Source organism: Streptomyces sp. NPDC127084, from assembly GCF_042724175.1.
Classification (GTDB): Bacteria; Actinomycetota; Actinomycetes; order Streptomycetales; family Streptomycetaceae; genus Streptomyces.
On the sequence record NZ_JBHXFA010000032.1, the window covers coordinates 14,135 to 33,515 of the forward strand.

The window sequence follows — 19,381 nt, forward strand, 5'->3', positions numbered from 1 at the left end:
TCTCAGGCCGCGCTGGCCACCGTCTGCGGCCGGTGCGGAGCGATGATCTGCCCGTCCGGGAGCAGCTCACCGGTGTCCTCGAACAGCAGGACGCCGTTGCACAGCAGGCTCCAGCCCTGCTCCGGGTGGTGCGCCAGGAGGCGGGCGGCCTCCCGGTCGGGCGAGTCGGCTGAAGGACAGGGTGGCTGGTGCTGGCACATGGATGGGTTCTTTCGCTGCGGTGTGGTGAGGAGTGTGCTGCGGCTTGATGCGGTGTTCATGACCGCCCCCGTATTCATCGGTCCGATCCGATCCCAGTGTTGCCCCATGGGCGCCGATCCGCAGGGATTTCACGGCAGCTCGTCTTACCCCTTAATGACGTATCACCCGCGCGGACGGTTCAGCCGAAGGGCACCGTCCCTTCGGGGGGTTCGCGGGAACCGCTCTGACTAGTCCCTCTGGCTTGACCGGGCGGCCGTGGCCGATGCCACGGACTACACGTACGGGCCGGCGCTGGACGGCAGCCCGCCCCGTGATCCTTCGGTCACGGGGCGGGCTGGTGTCCAGCCGAGGCTTCAGCCGCGGGCCAGGCGGGATTTGTCGGACACGGCCTAGGCCGGTGACCCCAGCAGTGGGGTGCGTGTCGCACGCAGGGTGAGGACGGGGAGCAGTTCGGCGGCCCGGTGAGGGCGGTGCGCCGCAATGCCCGGTGGCGCCGGGGCGAGCGGTACCAGCAGGTCATCGGGGGCGGGCGCGCCCGTCGACGCGTCGGCCGCGATGTCCCCGTGCAGCCACAGCGTGAGCATGTAGAGCTCCGGGACGGACAGCAGCCGCGGCTGGTAGTCGGCGGCCAGGGCCTCCGCCTGGATCAGCGCCCGTTCCGTCGCGACGAGATAGGGGCCTTCGAAGAAGTGCGAGAAGGCCCAGCCGTCCGGGGTCAGCATCGTGTCGGCGGCGGCCACGGAACGCTCACCGGCGCGGATCAGAAACCTCCAACCGGCAAGCCTGGTGCGGGGAGCCTGGCCGGGCTGAGGTACGACATGGTCCAACACATGCACCGGCAGGGGGAGTTCGGCACTCACCGCGCCCTGGACGGAGCGAAGGGTCGGTGTGGGGGCCTGGCGGACCGCGGTGGGGGAACCGAGGGCCGTCAGGACGCTCCGCAGGGCAGGCTGGGGGGCCGGGGGGACATGCAGCGGCATGGTGGGTCGCCTCTCACTCAAGAGACACGGTGATGCGAGGGCAGATGCGGACGGCACTGTCAGCGTGGTGCAGCGGGGGCCGGAAGGCCATGCCCGGGCGCCAACTCTCTGCCTCGTTTGCCGAGTTTATACGACGCGTGTTCACGCGGTGTTTCCGCTACCCGTTCCCGATATTGCGAACAAGGCCCGATCAAGACCTTTTTCGCAGGGCTTTTTCCTGGTCCTTTCATGGACCCTGCGGTGTCACCTGGGGAGCTGTCCCGGCGGTGGTCGGCCGGATCTCATCGGCGATTCTCACCACATCTGGGCGGCATCTGCGGTAGGCCCGGTGAGGGTAACTGCGCGTTGCTTCATGCCGACGGAATGTGCCTCGTGAATGCCGCATCCACACTATCGCGTCGTCATCCCTCGCGGGGCGTTATAGATCAGTAGGTCTGGGCATTATCGTCCGTGACGCGCACGGCCTGTGCAGCAGGCCGCCCACTCGAGGAAGGGTGCTTCGATGGGGGAGAAGGTCGTTGCAGGCACGTTCGACCTGTCGGATCGCCAGAGGTACCGGAGGAAGCTCCAGCAGTGCCTCGCGGGGCTGGGGAGGCTGCTGGCGGAGAAGCGGTTCGACCGGCCCAAGAACATGATGGGACTGGAGATCGAGCTGAATCTGGCCGGTGCCGACGGCATGCCGCGCATGATGAACGGTGAAGTACTCGACCGGATAGCGAGCCGTGATTTCCAGACCGAACTCGGAATGTTCAACCTGGAGGTCAACATAGCCCCGCACCGGCTTGAGGGACGCGTCTTCGACCAGCTCGCCGAGGAGCTGCACACCAGCCTGGGATATGCGCACCGCAAGGCCGCCGAGCTCGACGCCGGCATTGTCATGGGCGGGCTTCTCCCGACCATCGGACCCAATGACCTGGTCTCCGCCAACCTCTCCGAGGTCGACCGGTACGTCCTGCTGAACGACCAGATCGTCGCCGCGCGCGGCGAGGACTTCACCCTCGACATCGACGGGGTGGAGCACCTCACGTGTACGTCGACGTCGATCGCGCCCGAGGCCGCCTGCACCTCCGTGCAGCTGCACCTCCAGGTGACTCCGGCCCGGTTCGCCCAGGTCTGGAACGCCGCGCAGGCCATCGCGCCCGTCCAGATCGCCGTCGGCGCCAACGCGCCCTTCCTCTTCGGCAAGGAGCTGTGGCGCGAGTCCCGGCCGCCGCTGTTCCAGCAGGCCACGGACACCAGGCCGCCGGAGCTCCAGGCACAGGGGGTCAGGCCCCGCACGTGGTTCGGCGAGCGCTGGGTGGAGTCGGCCTACGAACTCTTCGAGGAGAACCTGCGTTTCTTCCCCGCGCTGCTGCCGATCTGCGACGAGGAGGACCCGCTGCGGGTGCTGGACGACGGCGGCATCCCGCGACTCCAGGAGCTCGTGCTGCACAACGGCACCGTCTACCGCTGGAACCGCCCGGTGTACGGACTCGCCGACGGCGTACCCCACCTGCGCGTCGAGAACCGGGTGCTGCCCGCCGGGCCGACCGTCAATGACGTGGTGGCGAACGCGGCCTTCTACTACGGGATGGTGCGGGCGCTCGCCGAGGAGTCCCGTCCGGTGTGGGCCCGGATGCCGTTCGAGGTGGCCGCGGAGAACTTCGACGCCGCCTGCCGCCATGGCATCGACGCCGAGTTGATGTGGCCGCGCCCGGGCCGCGGCGGCGGGATGACCCGGGTGCCGGCAGTCAAACTCGTACGGGACGAACTGCTGCCGCTTGCCGCGGCCGGGCTTGAAGCGTGGAACGTGGAAGCCGCCGACCGCGACTTCTACCTCGGGATCATCGAAGGGCGCTGCCGCCGCAAGGTCAACGGCGCGTCCTGGCAGGTAGAGGCCTTCCATCGGGCGATGGAGTCGGGGCTTGGCCGGGAAGCCGCGCTCGCCGCCGTGACACGGCGCTATACCGAGTTGATGCACCAGGGCGATCCCGTGCATACCTGGCCTTCCTGGTCGGTCGGCTGATCTCGACCTCCACCTCCACCGCCACCGCCACCGCCACCGCCACCGCCACCGTGGCCGCCACCGTTACCCGGGCCCTGCCTACGTGAACACCGCCCTCGTCAGGCAAGCTGTGATCCGCTGGACGAGGCAACAGGGAGGCGCGTGTGCAGGCGGAGGCGGGACGGGTGCCAGGATCGCTCCCCGAGGGGAGCTTGTCGCCCAGGACCCTGAGGTCCGAAACACTGCTCGTCCTGGCGCTCTCGCTCGGCGCCAGTGCTCTGTCGTCGCTGATCAGCTTTGTGGGCTCGCTGACGAAACCGGGCGGGCTGAAGGACCAGGCCGCCACGCTCAACAGCTCCTACGCCCCGGGGCGGCCCTGGCTCGATCTCGCCTGGCAGCTCTTCGGTATCGCCACCGCCCTGGTGCCTGTCCTGCTGGTCGCCCATCTGCTCTTCCGTGAAGGCGCCGGGGGGCTGCGGGCCATCGGCTTCGACCGGACGCGGCCCTGGCCCGACCTCGGGCGAGGCGCACTCGTGGCGGCGGGGATCGGCGGCGCCGGGCTGGCGTTCTACCTGATCGCCAGGGCCGCGGGGTTCAATCTGACCGTGGTTCCGGAAGCGCTGCCCGATGTGTGGTGGAAGTTTCCCGTGCTGATCCTCTCCGCGGTGCAGAACTCCGTGGTGGAGGAAGTGATCGTCGTCGGCTATCTGCTGCGCAGACTGGGGCAACTGGGATGGACACCGGTGGCCGCGCTTGTGGCGAGCTCCGTGCTGCGCGGCTCGTACCACCTCTACCAGGGGATCGGCGGATTCATCGGCAACATAGTCATGGGCGCTGTCTTCGTGCTGCTGTACCGGCGCTGGGGCCGAGTGGGACCTCTGGTGGTCGCGCATGCGCTGCTCGACATCGTGGCGTTCGTCGGATACGCCCTGCTGGCCGGTCAGGTGAGCTGGCTGCCGACCCCCGGGCGTTGAGTGGCGCGTGGCGGCGATTGCGCTTCCCACGGGCATGCCTGCCTGCTCCCAGCCGCGGGCATGTGCCCGGCCGGCGAGTGGGCTCGGTGCGTCACGGGCTGCTGAGCAGCTCTCCTTCGATCACGGTCACGGCCCGCCCGGTGAGCAGGACGCGGTCACCGCGCAGGGCCGTGTGCACGAGTCCGGAGCGGGCCGAGGCCTGGCAGCCGATGAGCTCGTCACGGCCGAGGCGAGCGGACCAGTACGGGGCGAGCGCGGTGTGGGCGCTGCCGGTGACGGGATCCTCGTCGATTCCCACGTTCGGAAAGAAGCCCCTGGACACGAAGTCGTAGCCGCGGCCCGGCTGGTCGGCAAGGGCGGTGACGATGACCCCGCGCTGTGAGCACCGCCCGAGGGCCGCGAGATCGGGTGCCAGATTCCGTACGGTCGCCTCGTCCTGGAGCTCCACGAGTAGATCGCCGATCTGCTCGCCGGTGTCCTCGACTGCCAGCGGCGCGGAGCCCAGAGCCGTGGCGAGACCGGCCGGTGCTTCCGTACGAGTGAGAGGCGCCACCGGGAAGTCCAGGGTGATCGAGCCGTCCTGGTGGGCCGTCGCCGTGAGGATTCCGCAACGCGCCAGGAAGCGTACGGTGCCGGTGGCGGCCCCGGTGGTGTGCAGGACATGAGCCGTCGCGAGGGTGGCATGGCCGCACATGTCGACCTCGGTCGAGGGCGTGAGCCAGCGCAGTGCCCAGTCGGCACGACCGCCGGGCGGCAGCCGATGGGCGAAGGCGGTCTCCGACAGATTGACCTCAAGTGCCACGTTCTGAAGCCATGCGTCATCGGGGAACGCCGGTGTGTCGAGCACGAGCACCCCGGCCGGGTTGCCGGTGAAAGGCCGGTCGGCGAAGGCATCCACGATTCGTATCCGCATGCCGATGACCGTAGGGCTCGGACAAGGCCGTGAGCCAAGGCCAATCCGATGACGGTGGACCGATCCGTGGCTCCCGGATGTCGGCGCATCGTGCGCACATGGCTCGATCCCGCGCCACCCGTCGGCATCGATCCCGGCGGGAGTTCCTGGACGGGTTCCCGGAGGCGTCGGACTCGTCGAGGACGAGTAACGCGGGATGGTGTTGAGGGCCGTGCTGAGCTGCCGGGCGACGGAGTGCTCGCTGTGACGTCCTGTCGACGGTTGCCCGGTGCCGTTCCGTTCGCGGTCCCTCAGTCGAGAAGAACTCGTTGTACGCCGGGCGTGGGAGTGGTGCGGGCGGGTCGTCAGGAGACCAGTGCGCCCAGCTTCCTGAGGGACTCGTTGAGTGCGGCGGTGGCGGAGTCCTTGAGCTTGCCGGCCATCAGGGACACGGCGGCGCCGGTGAACTCTCCGTCGATGCGCACGGTCGTGGCGTCCCCGTCGGGGATGAGTGCGTAACGCGTGCCCACGGTCACTCCCATCGGCCCCTTGCCCGTGATCGCGAAGACCCGCTCCGGCTCCAGTTCGGCGACCGTCCACATCACCTCGGCCGGAAAGCCCATCAGCTTCATGTTCTCGGCGAAGGTGGCTCCGGCCTCCAGGACGTCCGGTCCGCCCTGAGGGAAGCTGGTGTGAGTGGTGTTCCAGCGGCCGTACGCGGCGAAGTCCGTCAGCTGGGCCCAGACCTTCCCGGCCGGCGCGTCCATGCGTGCCTCTGCACTGACCTCGGCCATGGGGCCACCCCTTTGTCTCGGCTACCGGTGTCGCGGAACGTAGCCGCACGGCCTTGAACATTCAATACTGATGAACAGTCAGGTTCGTGCGTATCTCCTCCCCAAGGAGGAGATACGCGCGGGCTCACCCACCTTCCGCGGGATGCCGGGATGCTCCCGTGCGTCGATGACCCAGGCGCCCCCGGTCTGATGAGGTGGCATCGTGCACCTTCCTGTCCCCCGCCCGCCGCGTCAGCCTGCTCCGCTCCACGCATCGACGTACGCACGGCTCACGGCGGAACTCGCCTCGGTCGTCGCGGTCGCCCGCCGACGCGCGCTGCGTGACGGTGACCGGCAGATCGACACCGCCCACCTGCTGCACTCCCTGCTGGAAGAGGACCCCGGCGTGCGTGCCGCGTTCGAGGACGCCGGGCAGAGCGCCAGGGTGCTCGGCTATCTCGTCCAGCGGAGCATCGGATACGGGCTCCGCTGGCAGGGTTCCGTCGAGGACTCGGGCGCGGTGCCACTCCTCCGTGATGTCGAGGCCGCCGGCTGGTCCCCCTCGGCGTCCGCGGCCCTGGAGGGGGCACTGGAGCGTGCGGCCGGGCGTGGCGAGGCGCGGGCCACCGGTCTCGACCTGTTCGCAGCGATCGCGTCGGACCGGGCCTGCCGGGCAGTCGATGTGCTCGGGCGGGCGGGCGTTGACACGGGGCTGCTCGATGTCCGGATTGCGAAGTTGTCACAACAGGTGTGACCGTCGTGACGGTCCTGACCTTCCCTGACATGATGTGCCGATGCGCAAGCTGGTGGGAAGCAACACGGGCCTGGGACTCGCCCTGGTCTCGGCTTTCGCGTTCGGCAGTTCGGGGGTCGCGGCCAAGCCGCTGATCGATGCGGGACTCGATCCGCTGCATGTGGTCTGGCTTCGAGTGGCCGGCGCCGCGCTGGTGATGCTGCCACTCGTGTGGCGCCACCGCGACCTGCTGATACGCAAACCGGCGCTGCTCGCCGGTTTCGGGCTGCTCGCCGTCGCGGGCGTCCAGGCGTTCTACTTCGCCGCGCTCTCCCGGATTCCGGTCGGGGTCGCCCTGCTCGTCGAGTACCTCGCTCCCGCACTCGTCCTCGGCTGGGTCCGGTTCGTCCAGCGCCGACAGGTCACCCGCGCCGCGGCGCTGGGGGCGGTGCTCGCCGCCGGGGGCCTCGCCTGTGTGGTCGAGGTGTGGACCGGGCTCGGATTCGACGCGGTCGGCATCCTGCTGGCGCTCTGCGCCGCCTTCTGCCAGGTCGGCTACTTCGTCCTCTCCGACCAGGGCGGTGACGGCGAGGACGCGCCCGATCCGCTGGGTGTGATCGCGTACGCACTGGTCATCGGCGTCCTGGTGCTCACCGTCATCGCCCGTCCCTGGACCATGGACTGGGCGGTGCTCGCGGGCGATGCCCGCATGGACGGCACCGCCGTTCCTGCCGGGCTGCTGATCGGCTGGATCGTACTGATCGCCACCGTCCTCGCCTATGTCACCGGTGTCGTCTCGGTCCGCAGGCTCTCCCCTCAGGTGGCCGGAGTCGTCGCCTGTCTCGAAGCGGTCATCGCGACCGCCCTGGCGTGGGTCCTGCTGGGCGAGCACCTGTCAGCGCCGCAGATCGCGGGGGGTGCGGTGGTCCTCGCCGGTGCGCTGATCGCGCAGTCCTCCACGCCGAAGGCCCCGTCCGGGCCGGTGGCGGGTGGGCCGGACTCCGGAGCTGCGGGGACTGCCCCGAGGGACCGGGTGCCCGAGGACGCCGTTGCCGGAAACAGGTTGTCCGAGGGTGTGACCGCGACATAGGGTGACGATCATGCATTCGACCGTGCTTCCCCCGCCTGCGCTGTAGCGCGGGCGGGCGACCGCTGATGAAGACCGGACCCGGGGTGTGGTGTCCCCCTGGGCGGTTCGTCGCTGCCGGCGTGTGAAGCCCAGCGGCCACCAGTCCTGTCTTCAGCCGGCCCTTCGTGGATCTTCCACGCCCCCGTGACCGGGGGAGGGCCTCGGGGCTCCGCCCCGGACAGTCAGCACGGAGAAGTCACGTGTCGAACACTTCATGTACCGCTGCCTCCGGCCTGACCGCCGGACGCAGCCTGTTCTATCTCGCGGTAGCCGGTGTTGCCTGGGGGACAGCGGGAGCCGCCGCATCCCTCGTCTACGCAGCCGCCGATCTCGGCCCGCTCGCCCTGTCCTTCTGGCGTTGCCTGGGTGGCCTCGTCCTGCTCGCCGCCGCGCTGGCGCTGCGCCCGCGCAGGGCCGGTACGCCGACCGTGCCCCGCCGCCGCCGTGTGCTGCACGTACTTGGCACGGGCATCTGCCTGACGGTGTTCCAGAGCGCGTACTTCGCGGCGGTCCAGCAGACAGGGCTCGCCGTCGGCACGGTCGTCACACTGGGGGCGGGCCCCGTACTCATCGCCGTCGGAGCCCGGTTGACGCTGGGGGAGAGGCTTGGCGGCGGCGGTGCCGCGGCCGTCGCCGGCGCGCTCGGCGGACTGCTCGTGCTGGTGCTCGGGGGCGAGGTCGGCACGGTCCGGCCCGTCGGCGTGGCCCTCGCGCTGCTGTCCGCCGCGGGATATGCGACGGTCACCCTGCTCACCCGACGGCTGGGACGGGAAGGCGCGGGCGGCGAGGCGCTCACCACCACGGCGTGGACGTTCGCCGTAGGCGCCGCCGGGCTGCTGCCGTTCGCACTCATGGAAGGGCTGCTGCCGCACACGGCTGAGCCTGCCCGCGTGTTCTGGCTGATGGTGTACATCGCCGCGGTGCCGACCGCGCTCGCCTACGCGCTCTACTTCGCGGGGGCCGCGGTCGTCAGGGCCGCGACCGTGTCCGTGGTCATGCTGCTGGAGCCGGTCAGCGCCGCGCTGCTCGCCGTGACCATCCTGGACGAGCGGTTGTCCACGGCGACACTGACCGGGATCCTGCTGCTGCTCACCGCGGTCGTCGCACTGGCCTGGCAGGAAACGCGTCTGCCTGACCCGCGCCGGAACCTGGCCGCTGAAACGGCTGAAACGGCTGAAACGGCTGAAACGGCTGAAACGGCTGAAACGGCTGAAACGGCTGAAACGGCTGAGATGGCCGTGGTGCCGTAGACCGCCGAACCGGTGGCCGTCTCACGGCTGCGCCGCATCTGGTAGCGAGGGGGCGGGCCCGCACCGCAGCGCGCGAGCCCGCCCCGACCGCGGCCGCGACCCCCGTGCGCCGCCGCGGTGGCCATCACGTCGCCGGCAGGTACTCCGGCAGGGAGACGGCCGGGTCCAGATCGTCCGCGGGGATCGGCGCGCCGTGCTGTGGCGCCAGCGGGATCACTCCGGCCCAGTACGGCAGAACCAGATCCTCCGGGGCGTCGTTCGGGCCGCCCGTACGGACCTTGGCGGACACTTCGTTCAGATCGAGCCGCAGTACGGCGGTGGCGGCAAGCTCCTTGTCGTTCGACGGGCGGGAGTCGCGGGAGCGCCCGGGGACGACGTGATCCACGAGTGCGTCCAGCGCGACTCGCTTCTCCTCGGGGTCGACCACCTGGTGGGCGGTGCCGTGGACCACGACGGAGCGGTAGTTGATCGAGTGGTGGAATGCCGACCGGGCGAGTACCAGCCCATCGACATGGGTCACCGTCAGACAGACCCGCAGCCCGGGGGCGTCGCCCGGGCCGCCCCCGGTCGGCTGCCCCGCCATGCGCAGCGGACGGGAGCCCGTCGAGCCGTGGACGTACAGGCGCTCACCGATCCTGCCGTAGAGCGTCGGCAGTACCACCGGCGCGCCGTCGCGCAGGAATCCGAGATGGCAGACATACGCCTCGTCGAGGATCGCGTGCACCAAGGCCCTGTCGTAGGAGGCGCGCTCTCGTCCGCGGGTGGGGTGGTTGCGCTCGGTCGTGGGATAGGGCGCGGAGTCGGTCTGGGGCGGTGACGGTGGCAGCGAGACCATGGCAGAGAACTCCATTGTGCTAGTGCAAACTATGCTTTGTGCTAGGAGGGTATCGGATTATCGGACGCCGTGCTCGGCATCGAAGCCTCTCCCAGCGCCCGTCAGGTCGCTGACGGCAATCCCGACCCTGCTCTGCTGCCACCGCTGCCCGACGCGTTCGCCGCCGCCGCACGCGAGCAGGACGACCGGCTGGTGCCCTACGGCTGCGCCCGTGGACCCCGAGCCGACGCGGCTCGCCAGGGCCGTGCCGGTCGCCGTGGACGACGACGGCCCCCGCCCGGAGGGAGTCCGGGACATGCTCGCCAAGGGGGCCAAGGCGCTGATCGTCACCTGCCGGGCCCCGACCCCCACCGGGACGACATCACCGCCGCGCACCCCCGTGAGGGGGCGCGCTTCCGGCCGTCGGCGCCCCCGGGATCAGGCTGACCGTGTCCTTCACCGCCGAGACATCGAGCCGCTCGCCGCTGTGGCGGCCTCGGCGACCGCGGCCGCGCCCCGGCGACGCTACGGCTGACGCCTGCTCTGGGTGAGCGCCGCGCCCGCGAGCACGACGAGTGCGCCGACCGGGGTGTTCCATCCGAGCCGTTCGCCCAGGAGCAGCACACCGGCGGCGGTCGCGATGACCGGGATGAAGTAGGTGACCATGGTCGCGGTCGTCGGCCCGACCTCGGCGACCAGGCCGTACTGAAGAAGCATCGCCAGGCCGGTCCCGAGCGCGCCCAGGGCGACGATGGCGAGCAGCGGCACCACCGGGAACCGCGTCGGCAGGGCGGTGAACACCGGTGTCACCACGGCCAGCTGAAGTGTGGCGAGCAGCAGCTGCGCGCCGGTCAGCGAGAGGTGCGAGTGGGACGACCCCGCGAGCGTCCGGCGTACGTAGATCCAGCCGACGGGATAGCTCAGGGAGGCGAGCAGTGCCAGCGCGGTGCCGGTCACATCGAGTCCCGAAAAGCCCTGCCAGGCGCCCAGTACGGTCAGCACGCCGATGAAGCCGATGCCGAGACCGGCGACCCTGCGCCGGGTGGGACGGTCCTCCGAGAGCGCCACCAGGGACAGCGCCATGCCCCAGAGCGGGGACGTGGCATTGCAGATCCCGGCCAGGGTGGACGGGATCGTCAGCTCCGCGTAGGCGAAGAGCGAGAACGGCAAGGCGTTCAGGAAAAAGCCCGCGACCATGAGATGTCCCCAGGTGCGCAGCCCACGCGGCAGGCGTTCGCGCCGCACCGCCATGGCCACCGCGAGTACGGCGGTGCCGAAGAACAGTCGGCCGAACGTGACCTGGAACGGCGCGTAGCCATGCGTCCCCACCTTGATCAACAGAAAGCTGAAGCCCCAGATCAGGGCGAGCACCGCGAACCTGACACGCCAGTCGAGTCCGCGGCGGCGGGCCGGGCCGCCTGGCGCGGAGTCCACCGGGGCCGAAGGGGAAGCCGCGGGACTGAGCCGGTGGGTGGGCGTGGTCGGGGGCTGGGTTGGGGAGACGGCGGTCATGCCACCACTGTGGACCGATCAATCACTAAGGACCAGCGAGAATCTCTTCGGTATTGGATTAGCATTGCTTACATGTTGAACCTGGAGCGCCTGCGCACTCTCCACGCACTCGCCCGGCATGGTTCGGTCAGCGCGGCGGCCGAAGGGCTGCACGTGACCACATCGGCCGTGTCCCAGCAGATGGCGAAGCTTGAGCGGGAGGTCGGGCAGCAACTCCTCGCCAAGTACGGCAGGGGAGTCCGACTCACCGACGCGGGGCGACTGCTCGCCGACCACGCCGCCAGGATTCTCTCCCAGGTGGAGATCGCCCAAGCCGATATCGAGGCACAGCGCGGCCAGGTCGTGGGCGAGGCGCGCATCGGCGCCTTCCCGACCGCCGCACGCGGACTGTTCCCCGAAGCGCTCGCCACCCTGCGCGACGCCCATCCCGAACTGCGCGTGCGCGGCAGCGAGGTGGAGCCGGAAGACGCCGTACGGCAGGTGCTCAGCGGTGACCTCGATCTGGCCGTGGTGCTCGACTGGAGCAACAAGCGGCTGCCCGTGCCCGGTGGCCTGGCCCGGGCACGGCTGCTCGACGACGCAGCGGATGTCGCCATGCCGGTGGGGCATCCGCTCGCGACGAGCGCCGAAGTGGATCTAGAGGACTTCGCGGACGACCCGTGGGTGTCCTGGCCCGAGGGTGAGTTCTGCTACGAGTGGCTGGTCTCCACCCTCCGTTCGAAGGGGGTCGAGCCCCGGATCGCGCACATGGCGGGAGAGCACCACACCCAGTTGGCGCTGATCGCCGCGGGCCTCGGGGTCTGTGTCACGCCGAGGCTCGGCCGGGGCCCGGTGCCGGAAGGAGTCACCTTCGTGCCCGTACGCCAGAAGATGCACCGGCACATCTACGCCGTCTGGCGCAGTGACGCGGACCGCCGCCCCTCCATCCGGGCGGTGGTGGAAGCGCTGCGCCAGGCCGCGGCGATCGTGTCGGCTCCATGAGGCAGCTCCCTGGTTGCGCTGCGGGCGGCGCCCGCCGCTGCGGCGCTCAGGTCACTGCACGGCCAGTTTGCGGAAGTCCCAGGACGCGATCGACTCAGGGGTGAGCCTCATCCAGGCATGCCGACCGTCGTGCGGCATGTCGTCCAGGCCGAAGTTCTTCCGGGCGAACAACCGCTCGGCTTGTTCGAGGGCGGGATTCGGCGCACCGGTCCGCGGGGCCTCACCGACGAACTCGACACTGCCGGAGAGCTCGGCACCCCGCAGCTCGGCGTACTCCTCACCGGTGTCCACCACCACCGCGACCCGGGGATCGCGGCGCAGATCCGCCCAGCGCCGACTGCGGGTGATCGAGTAAAGCCAGAGGGATGCGCCGTCCCACGCGAACCAGAGGGTGCTGACATGCGGTCGGCCATCGGCGGACACCGTCGCCACCCGGCAGGTGCGCTGCTCGGTGAGGAAGAGGTCCAGTTCTCCGGGAGTCATCATGATCCGGCGGCCACGGCGCTGTGTGGCGGGCATGTTGGCGTCTCCCCCTGGTAGTTGACAGCGTGTCGCACATCATGCGGACTCTTCCCTCCGTACGCAATGCCCGCTACTGTCACGCGCCCGCGCACCGACCGCGATGGGGAGTGGAGGCCGGAGCATGCCCATCCACGAACGGCTGTCCGAGCAGCTCGACCCGGACGGCACCGTACTGCTGACCGTCGAATGCCAGAACGGCGTCATCGGCCCGGACGGCGCCCTTCCCGAACTAGCCACCGAGGTCCGGGCGTCCGGAGTGCCGACGCGGATCGCCCGCCTGGTCGACGGGGCGCACGAGGCGGGTGTCCAGGTGCTGCACGCGGTGGCAGAGCGGCGGCCCGACGGGCGCGGGTCGAACCGCAACGCGCGCCTGTTCCGGGCGGCGCGCCGGCTACCGGTCCAGCAGCACCCGGGCACCGCGGCGGTCCGCGTCGCCGCACCCATCGAGGTCGCGGACGAGGACATCGTCGTTCGCAGACTGCATGGACTCTCCCCGATCGCGGGCACCGATGTGGACGCCCTGCTGCGGAATCTGGGCTGCCGCACCCTGGTCGTCACGGGGGTCTCAGCCAATGTGGCGATTCCGAACGCGGTCTTCGACGCCGTCAATCTCGGCTATACGGCGGTCGTACCCGCAGACGCCATCGCTGGAGTGCCTGCCGAGTACACCCAGGAGATGATCAGGAACACGCTCGCCCTCGTGGCCACGGTCACCACCACCGACGATGTGCTCGCGTGCTGGAAGAGGCGCCCGCCGCGGGCCGCGCAGACCTGATCACGCCAGCCTGATCGTGTCTCCGTCCACCACGATCGGCGCGGGCGGCAGCGGGGTGGTCGCGGGGCCCTTGTGCACCCTGCCGTCGGACGCGTCGAACAGGCTGTTGTGGCACGGGCAGTTGATCATGTTCTCGGATACATCCTTCACGGAACACCCCTGGTGGGTGCACTTCGCCGAGAAGGCTTTGAACTGCCCGGCCTTCGGCTGGGTCACCACCACATCGCCGATCACCTTGCCGCCGCCCTCGGGGATGTCCGCGGTCCTGGCGAGGACCTTGCCACCACTGTCACCGCCACCGCCCGTGCTGCCACCGGGGTCCTTGGTGCCCTGATCGGCGGCGGGTTCCCCCGCGGCGCCGGGCTCGTTGGCCCCACCACAGGCTGTGAGAGCCAGGCACATTCCCGCTCCGCCCGCCGCCGTGACGACGGTGCGGCGTGCCACGGTGTGCGCCGGTCCCTGCGATCCACTCATGCGGGCCTCCTCTTCCATCGGCGGCCCGGGATCGGGCCCGTTCGTGCTGTTGTACGGGACCCGGCCCCGTGACGTTCAAGGCCACGCCGGGGGGAGTCGCGCGCAGTGGGCTGAACGGGCGGAGCGCTCCGGCCTAGGGGCGGCAGCCCCTGCGCGGACAAAGCTCCCCGCGCCACTGTGGCCGTCGACGACCTGGCGAGAGAAACAGCAAAATCGAACTCCTGTGTAAGTCAGGGCGATATCCGTCCCACTCATCCGCCCTTTTCGCACCCGATACGCCAACCACGCGTTCCTGGAACTCGGCGCCAACGGGCGGCAGTCTACCGAGAAAACCAGATGAGGGCCTTTCAGGCCCGCATCGCAGATTCGTAGACCGCCGGCCTGGCAGGGGATATCTCGGCCAGTCTGTGCCCAGGAGGACCGCAACTATTTTGACACGCACGGTGAGCGCAGCGACAATGAGTCTGAGACTCTTTGCCTTGCTCGCGCATCGGGATCTGTTCTGTTGCCCCGTACTCGACAGTGACGGGAGGAATCATGTCTTATCCCCCGGCCCGGTACTTCGGTGACAAGGGAGAGTGCAATGCAGTCTTCAGGTCCCATGATGCGAGTCCGGACCTGACTTCCTTGACTCGGAACCGGACGCACTATCTGGCCACCAGCCTGACTACAGGCGGAGAGTTCGGTCTTTACAGGGTGGAGCTGGATCCGGGAGCGCCAGGAGCCTCCCCTCATTTTCACCGCACCATCTCGGAGTCTTTCTACGTACTTGACGGTCAGGTGGACATATATAACGGCGAGCGTTGGCTTCCCTGTGGGTCCGGGGATTTCGTATATGTTCCTGTAGGGGGTCTGCACGGTTTCAGGAACGCAGCTGATTCCGCTGCTTCGATGCTGCTCCTCTTCGCTCCCGGCGCGCCTCGTGAACAGTACTTCGAGCAGGTATCCGAAATCAGGGGGCGCAGCCATGAAGAATTCGTGATGTTTGCTGAACGCCACGATAATTACTATGTGGACTGAGACATGTCCCGTAACACCTGGCCGCAGTTGCTACCGGGGCCGACGACGTCGTCGCCGGCCGGGTCTGGTGGTGCACGGGGTGGCTGTGCTGCCGATGTCGGCATCCTGGACGGGGAGGACCTACGGTACGGCGGCTACCAGCCCCGTCTCGATGAGGGAACGGCCCCGGTCGGCCGCGGTCTGCCGCTCCCCGGATGATGCTGCCTCGCCCAGCGTGACCGGGAACGACGCGTGCACGGCGGCGAGGAGGGCCACGGTGTCCGGGCTCGCCGCGAAGACGCCGCCGGCGGCCGCGAACGCGACCTGGCCATCCGAGGCGGTGCCGAGCACTTCGATTCCACCCGGTATCCGTGTGCGCACGTGCGTACCCTCGGTCAGCCGCACCGATTTCGCCGCGAGCGGGAGCCTCGACCGCAGCAGCCGACGGTAGGTTCCTTCGTTCGGAGGGAACTCAGCCACGCCGAGATGGGTCGGCACCTGGTTCCGGGAGATCCAGTTGTGGTGCCGGAGGAGCGCGATGGAGAGGAGCCCGCTGTCACCGCCGAGCGGGACCGCCTGGTGAGGGTGCCCCTCAGGGAAGAGCAGGCAGTCCCCGGGTTTCAGTACCTCGTCGAGGACGAGCCGGGAGACGGGACCTCCTTCCGGGGTGTCCCAGTCACCCAGTTGGAAACGCTTGCTGCCCCAGAGCATCAGGGCGATGACGTCCTGGCGATCGGAGTGCCAGCCGGTGACGCTGGTCGTGCCGGCGGAGATGAAGAGCTTGGTGAACACATCAGCTCCGGACACGGCGACGACATCGTCCAGGTGCGATGCCAGGGCCGACGACCAGCGGTCGAACTGCCGGACTCCGAGAGTGACTCCTTCGTCCAGCGCCCGCCTGACGCGATGGATGTCCATCTGAAAGGTGTCGGAGTCCGGCTCCAGCCGGTTGCCGAAGCGCTCGCCGGGCAGCTTCCCGTCGGCGTCGCGGAGTTCCATGTCCGCGTTGGCCCCCGTACCAGGTCCAGCGATCAGCCGCGGTTCCGCCGTAAGCCAGCGCTCGAACTCGGCGCGGCCAGGCAGTCGGCTGGTGCCCTTGGCTTCCGTTCCGAGGGACGGGGTTTCGCAGGGCCGTCCGAGGCCCGCCACCACGGTGTCCCCCAGAACGGGCCGGAGGCGTGCGGCGGCCCGCTCGACAGCAGCGCTGTTGGCCGTGTCGATGAGGGACACGAGGCCGTCGGAAACGCCGCCCTCGCGGATGGCCAGTCGATCGACTTCGTCCAGTCGATGCACGGCGTGTGGCGTCACGGTCATCGCTCCTGGGTCTTGAGCACGGGGGAGAGGTGGGACTCGAGGTCGGCGACGAGGCCAGGCCACGGGGAGACGCGCAGCCGATGCACCGGGACCCGGGAGGCCAGGCCACGGCTGCTCCGATACAGGTCTGCCGGGCTGGCGCCCCCGTCACGGAGATGCTCCACCAGCCAGGACAGGGCCTCCTCCTCGCTGACGGCCGTCTCGACGGAACCCGGACGACTCGGCAGTTCCGCCGGGACCAGGATCACCACGGCAGCGGGTAGGGAGGCGCCGAGGTACGTTCCCGCTCCCGGCGGCAGCGGCACGGAGGTCCGTTGCTCGGCGGACCGAACAGCGACCGGGAGCGGGACACCGAAGACCGCGCCGGTCAGCGAGTCCAGCAGGACGACCTCGTCGGTGGCGACGGAGGCGAGCCCGGCGTCGCGGGCCCAGAGCGCCGCGGTCGTCTTCCCGGCCTTCTGGTTGCCGCACACAAGGAGCCCCTGGCCGGGTGCCGGCACGAGCAGTGCGGCGTGCAGGGCGACGAACCGTCCACGGTAAGGGGGAGCGGCGAGCGGGGGCAGGGCGGGCAGGCGGCCCGTCAGCGCGTGCCACTGGGGTTCACCGGGCATGCGGCAATGGACGCCCGGTCGTTCTCCGGCGAACGACCGGTGCAGCATGTCCGGCCGGGCGTCGCGGCCGAGCCGCACGAGGACGTCGGCAGTTCGCCGACGGACGGGTACCGCGGCCGCGAGACCGGTCCGGAGCCATCGTCGAACAGCCGGGTCGGCTGTGAGGTAGCGGACCGTACCTCCCGCGAGAAGCAGGTCGACGAACGGCATGACATCCTCGTCGCCGCTCTGGTCCGGGCCGGAGACCATGTCGAGGGCCTGGTGGAGAGGGAGCGGCCAGAGCTCGTCCGCTCGCCACAGCCGTGCGCCGACTGCGCTGCTGACCTGATAGGCCGTGCTCGTCGCGTTCTCCACGACATCCCATGTTCCGTCGGACCGTTCGCAGACGGCCCACCCGGAGGGCTCAGGCAGCACCCGGGTCACCCCCATCTGCTCCGGCATCGGGGCTGGTCGCTCGGGTCCTGCCCACGCCCACGAGGTAGGCCCCGTCGTGGGCGGTGCCGAGCCCGGTCAGTGGCTCGAGGAGATGCTCCACGAGGGCCGGGCTCTGGAACACGCCGCACGACGGATCCGTAGCCAGGCCGAGTGCGATGCGCTGTGCGTCCCGTCCGCACTGGATGAGCGCGCTCTGCCAGGTCCCGCCGTCGTGCTCCGTGGTTCGGGGGACGAGCCAAGCCACCGCCGATATGCCCGCGGTCCACGGCTGTCCTATGGCCGCGCGCTGGATCTCGTCGGAAGTGGGCGCCGGTCCGACCCGTACCCAGCCGTGGTCGGTACGCCGGTACGTGCCGGTCTCCAGGATGTGGTTCGGGTGCAGCAGGCTGAGCCGGACTTCGCTCTGCACGGTCGCCAGGATCCGGAACAGGGCGTCCAGGCTTCCCAGGGTGAGCGGTCGTTCGGAGAAGGCGCGGTGGGTGCGGCGCGCGGCAAGGGCAGCCGGCAGCCGGGACCAGGGCACCGGCGGTGCCAGTGCGGCCGAGGTCGTCGCTCGGTGCTTCTTCGTCCGGGCTTCACCGGCTGCCTCCGCGTGGACCAGGAGGGAGGGGAACCAACTGGACTCGATCCACGGTCGTGACCGCTCCCAGAGCCTCATGGCCTCGGCGGCGGGGAGAAGGGCCCGAGCTGCGACCAGCTCCTCGACCTCGGCCGGGGACGCGCCGCTGTTCTCGCGGATCTCGGCCGGCCGCGAGGGGCGGTCACCGCGCGTACTGGGATTGGCGTAGGCGAGGGCGGTAACGGCCTCGGGAGTGAGCCTGGCCGGGCGTTGCCGCTCGGAGTGGACCTGGGCGTAAAGGCCGTCGGCACGGGGGATCAGGGACAGGAGGGGGTTGGTCCGGTACTCGGAGTCCGCAACTGCTGGCCTGGTCTGAGCAGCCGGCGGAAACTCTCCTTCCACCAGGTCCGGTTCCGGTGTGGCGAGGAGCAGCCCGAGAATCGGGTCCGGTCCCGTGAACGACGGCATCGGAAGCCAGGCGGTGGACCAGCCGGTGGCCTGCACGGCCAGGTCGAGCGTTTCCAGGACGTGGCCGGCGTCGATGAGGACGGGGCGGAAGGCCCGCACATCCCGGTACCGCCACATGGCGCGCTCGACGTGGCTGGAAACGATGAACGCCACGCCGGACAGCGGGAGGGACGCCGTCACCGGGAATCCGGCTTCCGCGCGGACCAGCGAGTGGCGGTCGCCGTCGTACCACCAGGACCCGCGTAGCGGCGCCGGCCACCCGCTGCCGAGGATCACGCCGAGATCCGTGGGATGTCGGGCACCGCCGGAGGGACTGCTCTTGAGGACGATGGGGCCGTGCCGTCCGGGCCGTCGGCCGGTGATCCGACCGGCCGCGGTCAGCCATGAGGCCAGAAGGCCGACGTCGGGAAGCCTGGGGGAGCCGTCCGGGAGCGGAGCCTCGGGCAGCCTGGTGCTCGGGCCGGGGCGCGGGGTTGTGACGGGAGGCGGCGCGCCGTTCGCCGCGTAGCCGTCCATGAGTGCCCGGTCCGCCTCGTGGCTCGTTTCGACGCTGTAGTCCAGGAAGGGGTAGTCGAGGTTCAGGCGGCGGTAGTGGGCCAGGAAGTCCGGTGGCTCCGGCCTCTCCCAGGCATCCGAGATGCCGAGGGTCCTTGCTGCCGCGGTGAATTCCTCACTCGCCTCGCGATCCTCGCCCTGGGCGATCCAGGACAGCAGCGCGCACTCCCGGTCCTTGCCGGAAAGGACGTACGCCTGGCGGGTCGCGGCATCGACGGAGACCCATCGAGCGTCGGCCTGTATCTGGGGAGCCATGGTCCGTGCGGGAAATATGCGAACCCTGTCCATCTGGGGAAAGTCCTCCTGAGTGCCGGATCCGGGACGCGGCGGGGGGGGGGGGGCCCCGGCGCCCCCGGGGCGGGTGGGGGGCCGCGGGGGCGGGGCCCCCGCCGCCGGGGCGGCCACCGCCCCGCGCGCCGGCGCCCACGCCGGGGACTGATGCACGC

20 protein-coding genes and 1 pseudogene are annotated in these 19,381 nt (G+C 70.0%); 10 read left to right on the forward strand and 11 right to left on the reverse strand.

Translation table 11 applies throughout. The features are described from left to right. Nucleotides 1-2: 2 nt before the first annotated feature. Nucleotides 3-200, reverse strand: a complete 198-nt coding sequence (locus ACFWI9_RS10500; protein ID WP_387160624.1) for a DUF5999 family protein — start codon at nucleotides 198-200, stop codon at nucleotides 3-5. 390 nt (nucleotides 201-590) lie between these two features. Beyond that, a complete protein-coding gene (locus ACFWI9_RS10505) occupies nucleotides 591-1,181 on the reverse strand; it encodes a hypothetical protein (protein WP_387160563.1) in 591 nt (196 codons plus the stop codon). A gap of 502 nt (nucleotides 1,182-1,683) precedes the next feature. Here ACFWI9_RS10505 and ACFWI9_RS10510 point away from each other — a divergent pair. Beyond that, entirely contained in the window at nucleotides 1,684-3,186 is a 1,503-nt protein-coding gene (locus tag ACFWI9_RS10510; RefSeq protein ID WP_387160566.1) for a glutamate-cysteine ligase family protein, read from the forward strand. A gap of 143 nt (nucleotides 3,187-3,329) precedes the next feature. Beyond that, nucleotides 3,330-4,139: a CPBP family intramembrane glutamic endopeptidase gene (locus ACFWI9_RS10515; protein WP_387160567.1), complete on the forward strand. Its 810-nt coding sequence runs from the start codon at nucleotides 3,330-3,332 to the stop codon at nucleotides 4,137-4,139. Nucleotides 4,140-4,230: 91 nt separating this feature from the next. Here ACFWI9_RS10515 and ACFWI9_RS10520 read toward each other — a convergent pair whose 3' ends face one another. Together ACFWI9_RS10520 and ACFWI9_RS10525 are read right to left on the reverse strand one after the other, a co-directional pair. Beyond that, the gene (locus ACFWI9_RS10520) at nucleotides 4,231-5,052 is read right to left on the reverse strand and encodes a PhzF family phenazine biosynthesis protein (protein ID WP_387160568.1); all 822 of its coding nucleotides are present in this window, start codon (nucleotides 5,050-5,052) and stop codon (nucleotides 4,231-4,233) included. Between the two features lie 344 nt (nucleotides 5,053-5,396). Continuing rightward, nucleotides 5,397-5,825 carry an SRPBCC family protein gene (locus tag ACFWI9_RS10525; protein WP_387160570.1) on the reverse strand — a complete coding sequence of 143 codons (429 nt, stop codon included), beginning with the start codon at nucleotides 5,823-5,825 and terminating at the stop codon, nucleotides 5,397-5,399. 202 nt (nucleotides 5,826-6,027) lie between these two features. Between ACFWI9_RS10525 and ACFWI9_RS10530 the strand changes: the two genes are divergently transcribed. From ACFWI9_RS10530 to ACFWI9_RS10540, 3 genes are all read left to right on the forward strand, one after another. Beyond that, nucleotides 6,028-6,558, forward strand: a complete 531-nt coding sequence (locus ACFWI9_RS10530; RefSeq protein WP_387160571.1) for a Clp protease N-terminal domain-containing protein — start codon at nucleotides 6,028-6,030, stop codon at nucleotides 6,556-6,558. A gap of 40 nt (nucleotides 6,559-6,598) precedes the next feature. Next, entirely contained in the window at nucleotides 6,599-7,627 is a 1,029-nt protein-coding gene (locus ACFWI9_RS10535) for a DMT family transporter (RefSeq protein WP_387160573.1), read from the forward strand. 239 nt (nucleotides 7,628-7,866) lie between these two features. Then, complete coding sequence (locus ACFWI9_RS10540) at nucleotides 7,867-8,916, forward strand: DMT family transporter (RefSeq protein WP_387160574.1); 1,050 nt, start codon at nucleotides 7,867-7,869, stop codon at nucleotides 8,914-8,916. Nucleotides 8,917-9,040: 124 nt separating this feature from the next. Here the strand turns inward: ACFWI9_RS10540 and ACFWI9_RS10545 are convergent, their stop codons facing one another. Then, nucleotides 9,041-9,751, reverse strand: a complete 711-nt coding sequence (locus ACFWI9_RS10545) for a pyridoxamine 5'-phosphate oxidase family protein (protein WP_387160625.1) — start codon at nucleotides 9,749-9,751, stop codon at nucleotides 9,041-9,043. A gap of 211 nt (nucleotides 9,752-9,962) precedes the next feature. Here ACFWI9_RS10545 and ACFWI9_RS10550 point away from each other — a divergent pair, with 211 nt between their 5' ends. Further along, nucleotides 9,963-10,265 carry a hypothetical protein gene (locus tag ACFWI9_RS10550; RefSeq protein WP_387160576.1) on the forward strand — a complete coding sequence of 101 codons (303 nt, stop codon included), beginning with the start codon at nucleotides 9,963-9,965 and terminating at the stop codon, nucleotides 10,263-10,265. On the opposite strand, the gene ACFWI9_RS10555 is transcribed toward ACFWI9_RS10550, so the two are convergent. Further along, on the reverse strand, nucleotides 10,256-11,242 hold the full coding sequence (locus ACFWI9_RS10555) for a DMT family transporter (protein ID WP_387160578.1): 987 nt from the start codon (nucleotides 11,240-11,242) through the stop codon (nucleotides 10,256-10,258). The two genes, ACFWI9_RS10550 and ACFWI9_RS10555, sit on opposite strands and share 10 nt — an antisense overlap. Nucleotides 11,243-11,314: 72 nt before the next feature. On the opposite strand from ACFWI9_RS10555, the gene ACFWI9_RS10560 reads away from it, so the two are divergent. Further along, the gene (locus tag ACFWI9_RS10560; protein WP_387160580.1) at nucleotides 11,315-12,223 is read left to right on the forward strand and encodes a LysR substrate-binding domain-containing protein; all 909 of its coding nucleotides are present in this window, start codon (nucleotides 11,315-11,317) and stop codon (nucleotides 12,221-12,223) included. Between the two features lie 51 nt (nucleotides 12,224-12,274). Here the strand turns inward: ACFWI9_RS10560 and ACFWI9_RS10565 are convergent, their stop codons facing one another. Continuing rightward, nucleotides 12,275-12,742, reverse strand: a complete 468-nt coding sequence (locus tag ACFWI9_RS10565; protein ID WP_387160582.1) for a pyridoxamine 5'-phosphate oxidase family protein — start codon at nucleotides 12,740-12,742, stop codon at nucleotides 12,275-12,277. Nucleotides 12,743-12,866: 124 nt separating this feature from the next. Here ACFWI9_RS10565 and ACFWI9_RS10570 point away from each other — a divergent pair, with 124 nt between their 5' ends. Next, nucleotides 12,867-13,520 carry a cysteine hydrolase gene (locus ACFWI9_RS10570; RefSeq protein WP_387160583.1) on the forward strand — a complete coding sequence of 218 codons (654 nt, stop codon included), beginning with the start codon at nucleotides 12,867-12,869 and terminating at the stop codon, nucleotides 13,518-13,520. Here the strand turns inward: ACFWI9_RS10570 and ACFWI9_RS10575 are convergent, their stop codons facing one another. Next, nucleotides 13,521-13,994: a Rieske 2Fe-2S domain-containing protein gene (locus ACFWI9_RS10575; RefSeq protein ID WP_387160585.1), complete on the reverse strand. Its 474-nt coding sequence runs from the start codon at nucleotides 13,992-13,994 to the stop codon at nucleotides 13,521-13,523. 537 nt (nucleotides 13,995-14,531) lie between these two features. Here ACFWI9_RS10575 and ACFWI9_RS10580 point away from each other — a divergent pair. After that, nucleotides 14,532-14,885, forward strand: a pseudogene (locus tag ACFWI9_RS10580) (cupin domain-containing protein); the annotation flags it as partial. After that, entirely contained in the window at nucleotides 14,886-15,014 is a 129-nt protein-coding gene (locus ACFWI9_RS10585) for a hypothetical protein (protein ID WP_387160631.1), read from the forward strand. It abuts the pseudogene before it with no gap. A gap of 120 nt (nucleotides 15,015-15,134) precedes the next feature. Here the strand turns inward: ACFWI9_RS10585 and ACFWI9_RS10590 are convergent, their stop codons facing one another. The 3 genes from ACFWI9_RS10590 to ACFWI9_RS10600 are packed head-to-tail and all read right to left on the reverse strand — an operon-like array spanning nucleotide 15,135 to nucleotide 19,190. Continuing rightward, entirely contained in the window at nucleotides 15,135-16,307 is a 1,173-nt protein-coding gene (locus tag ACFWI9_RS10590; protein WP_387160587.1) for a JmjC domain-containing protein, read from the reverse strand. Then, nucleotides 16,304-17,272 carry a hypothetical protein gene (locus ACFWI9_RS10595; RefSeq protein WP_387160589.1) on the reverse strand — a complete coding sequence of 323 codons (969 nt, stop codon included), beginning with the start codon at nucleotides 17,270-17,272 and terminating at the stop codon, nucleotides 16,304-16,306. Before ACFWI9_RS10595 ends, ACFWI9_RS10590 begins: the two co-directional genes overlap by 4 nt. 49 nt (nucleotides 17,273-17,321) lie before the next feature. Then, complete coding sequence (locus tag ACFWI9_RS10600) at nucleotides 17,322-19,190, reverse strand: hypothetical protein (RefSeq protein WP_387160591.1); 1,869 nt, start codon at nucleotides 19,188-19,190, stop codon at nucleotides 17,322-17,324. Nucleotides 19,191-19,381: the final 191 nt, after the last annotated feature.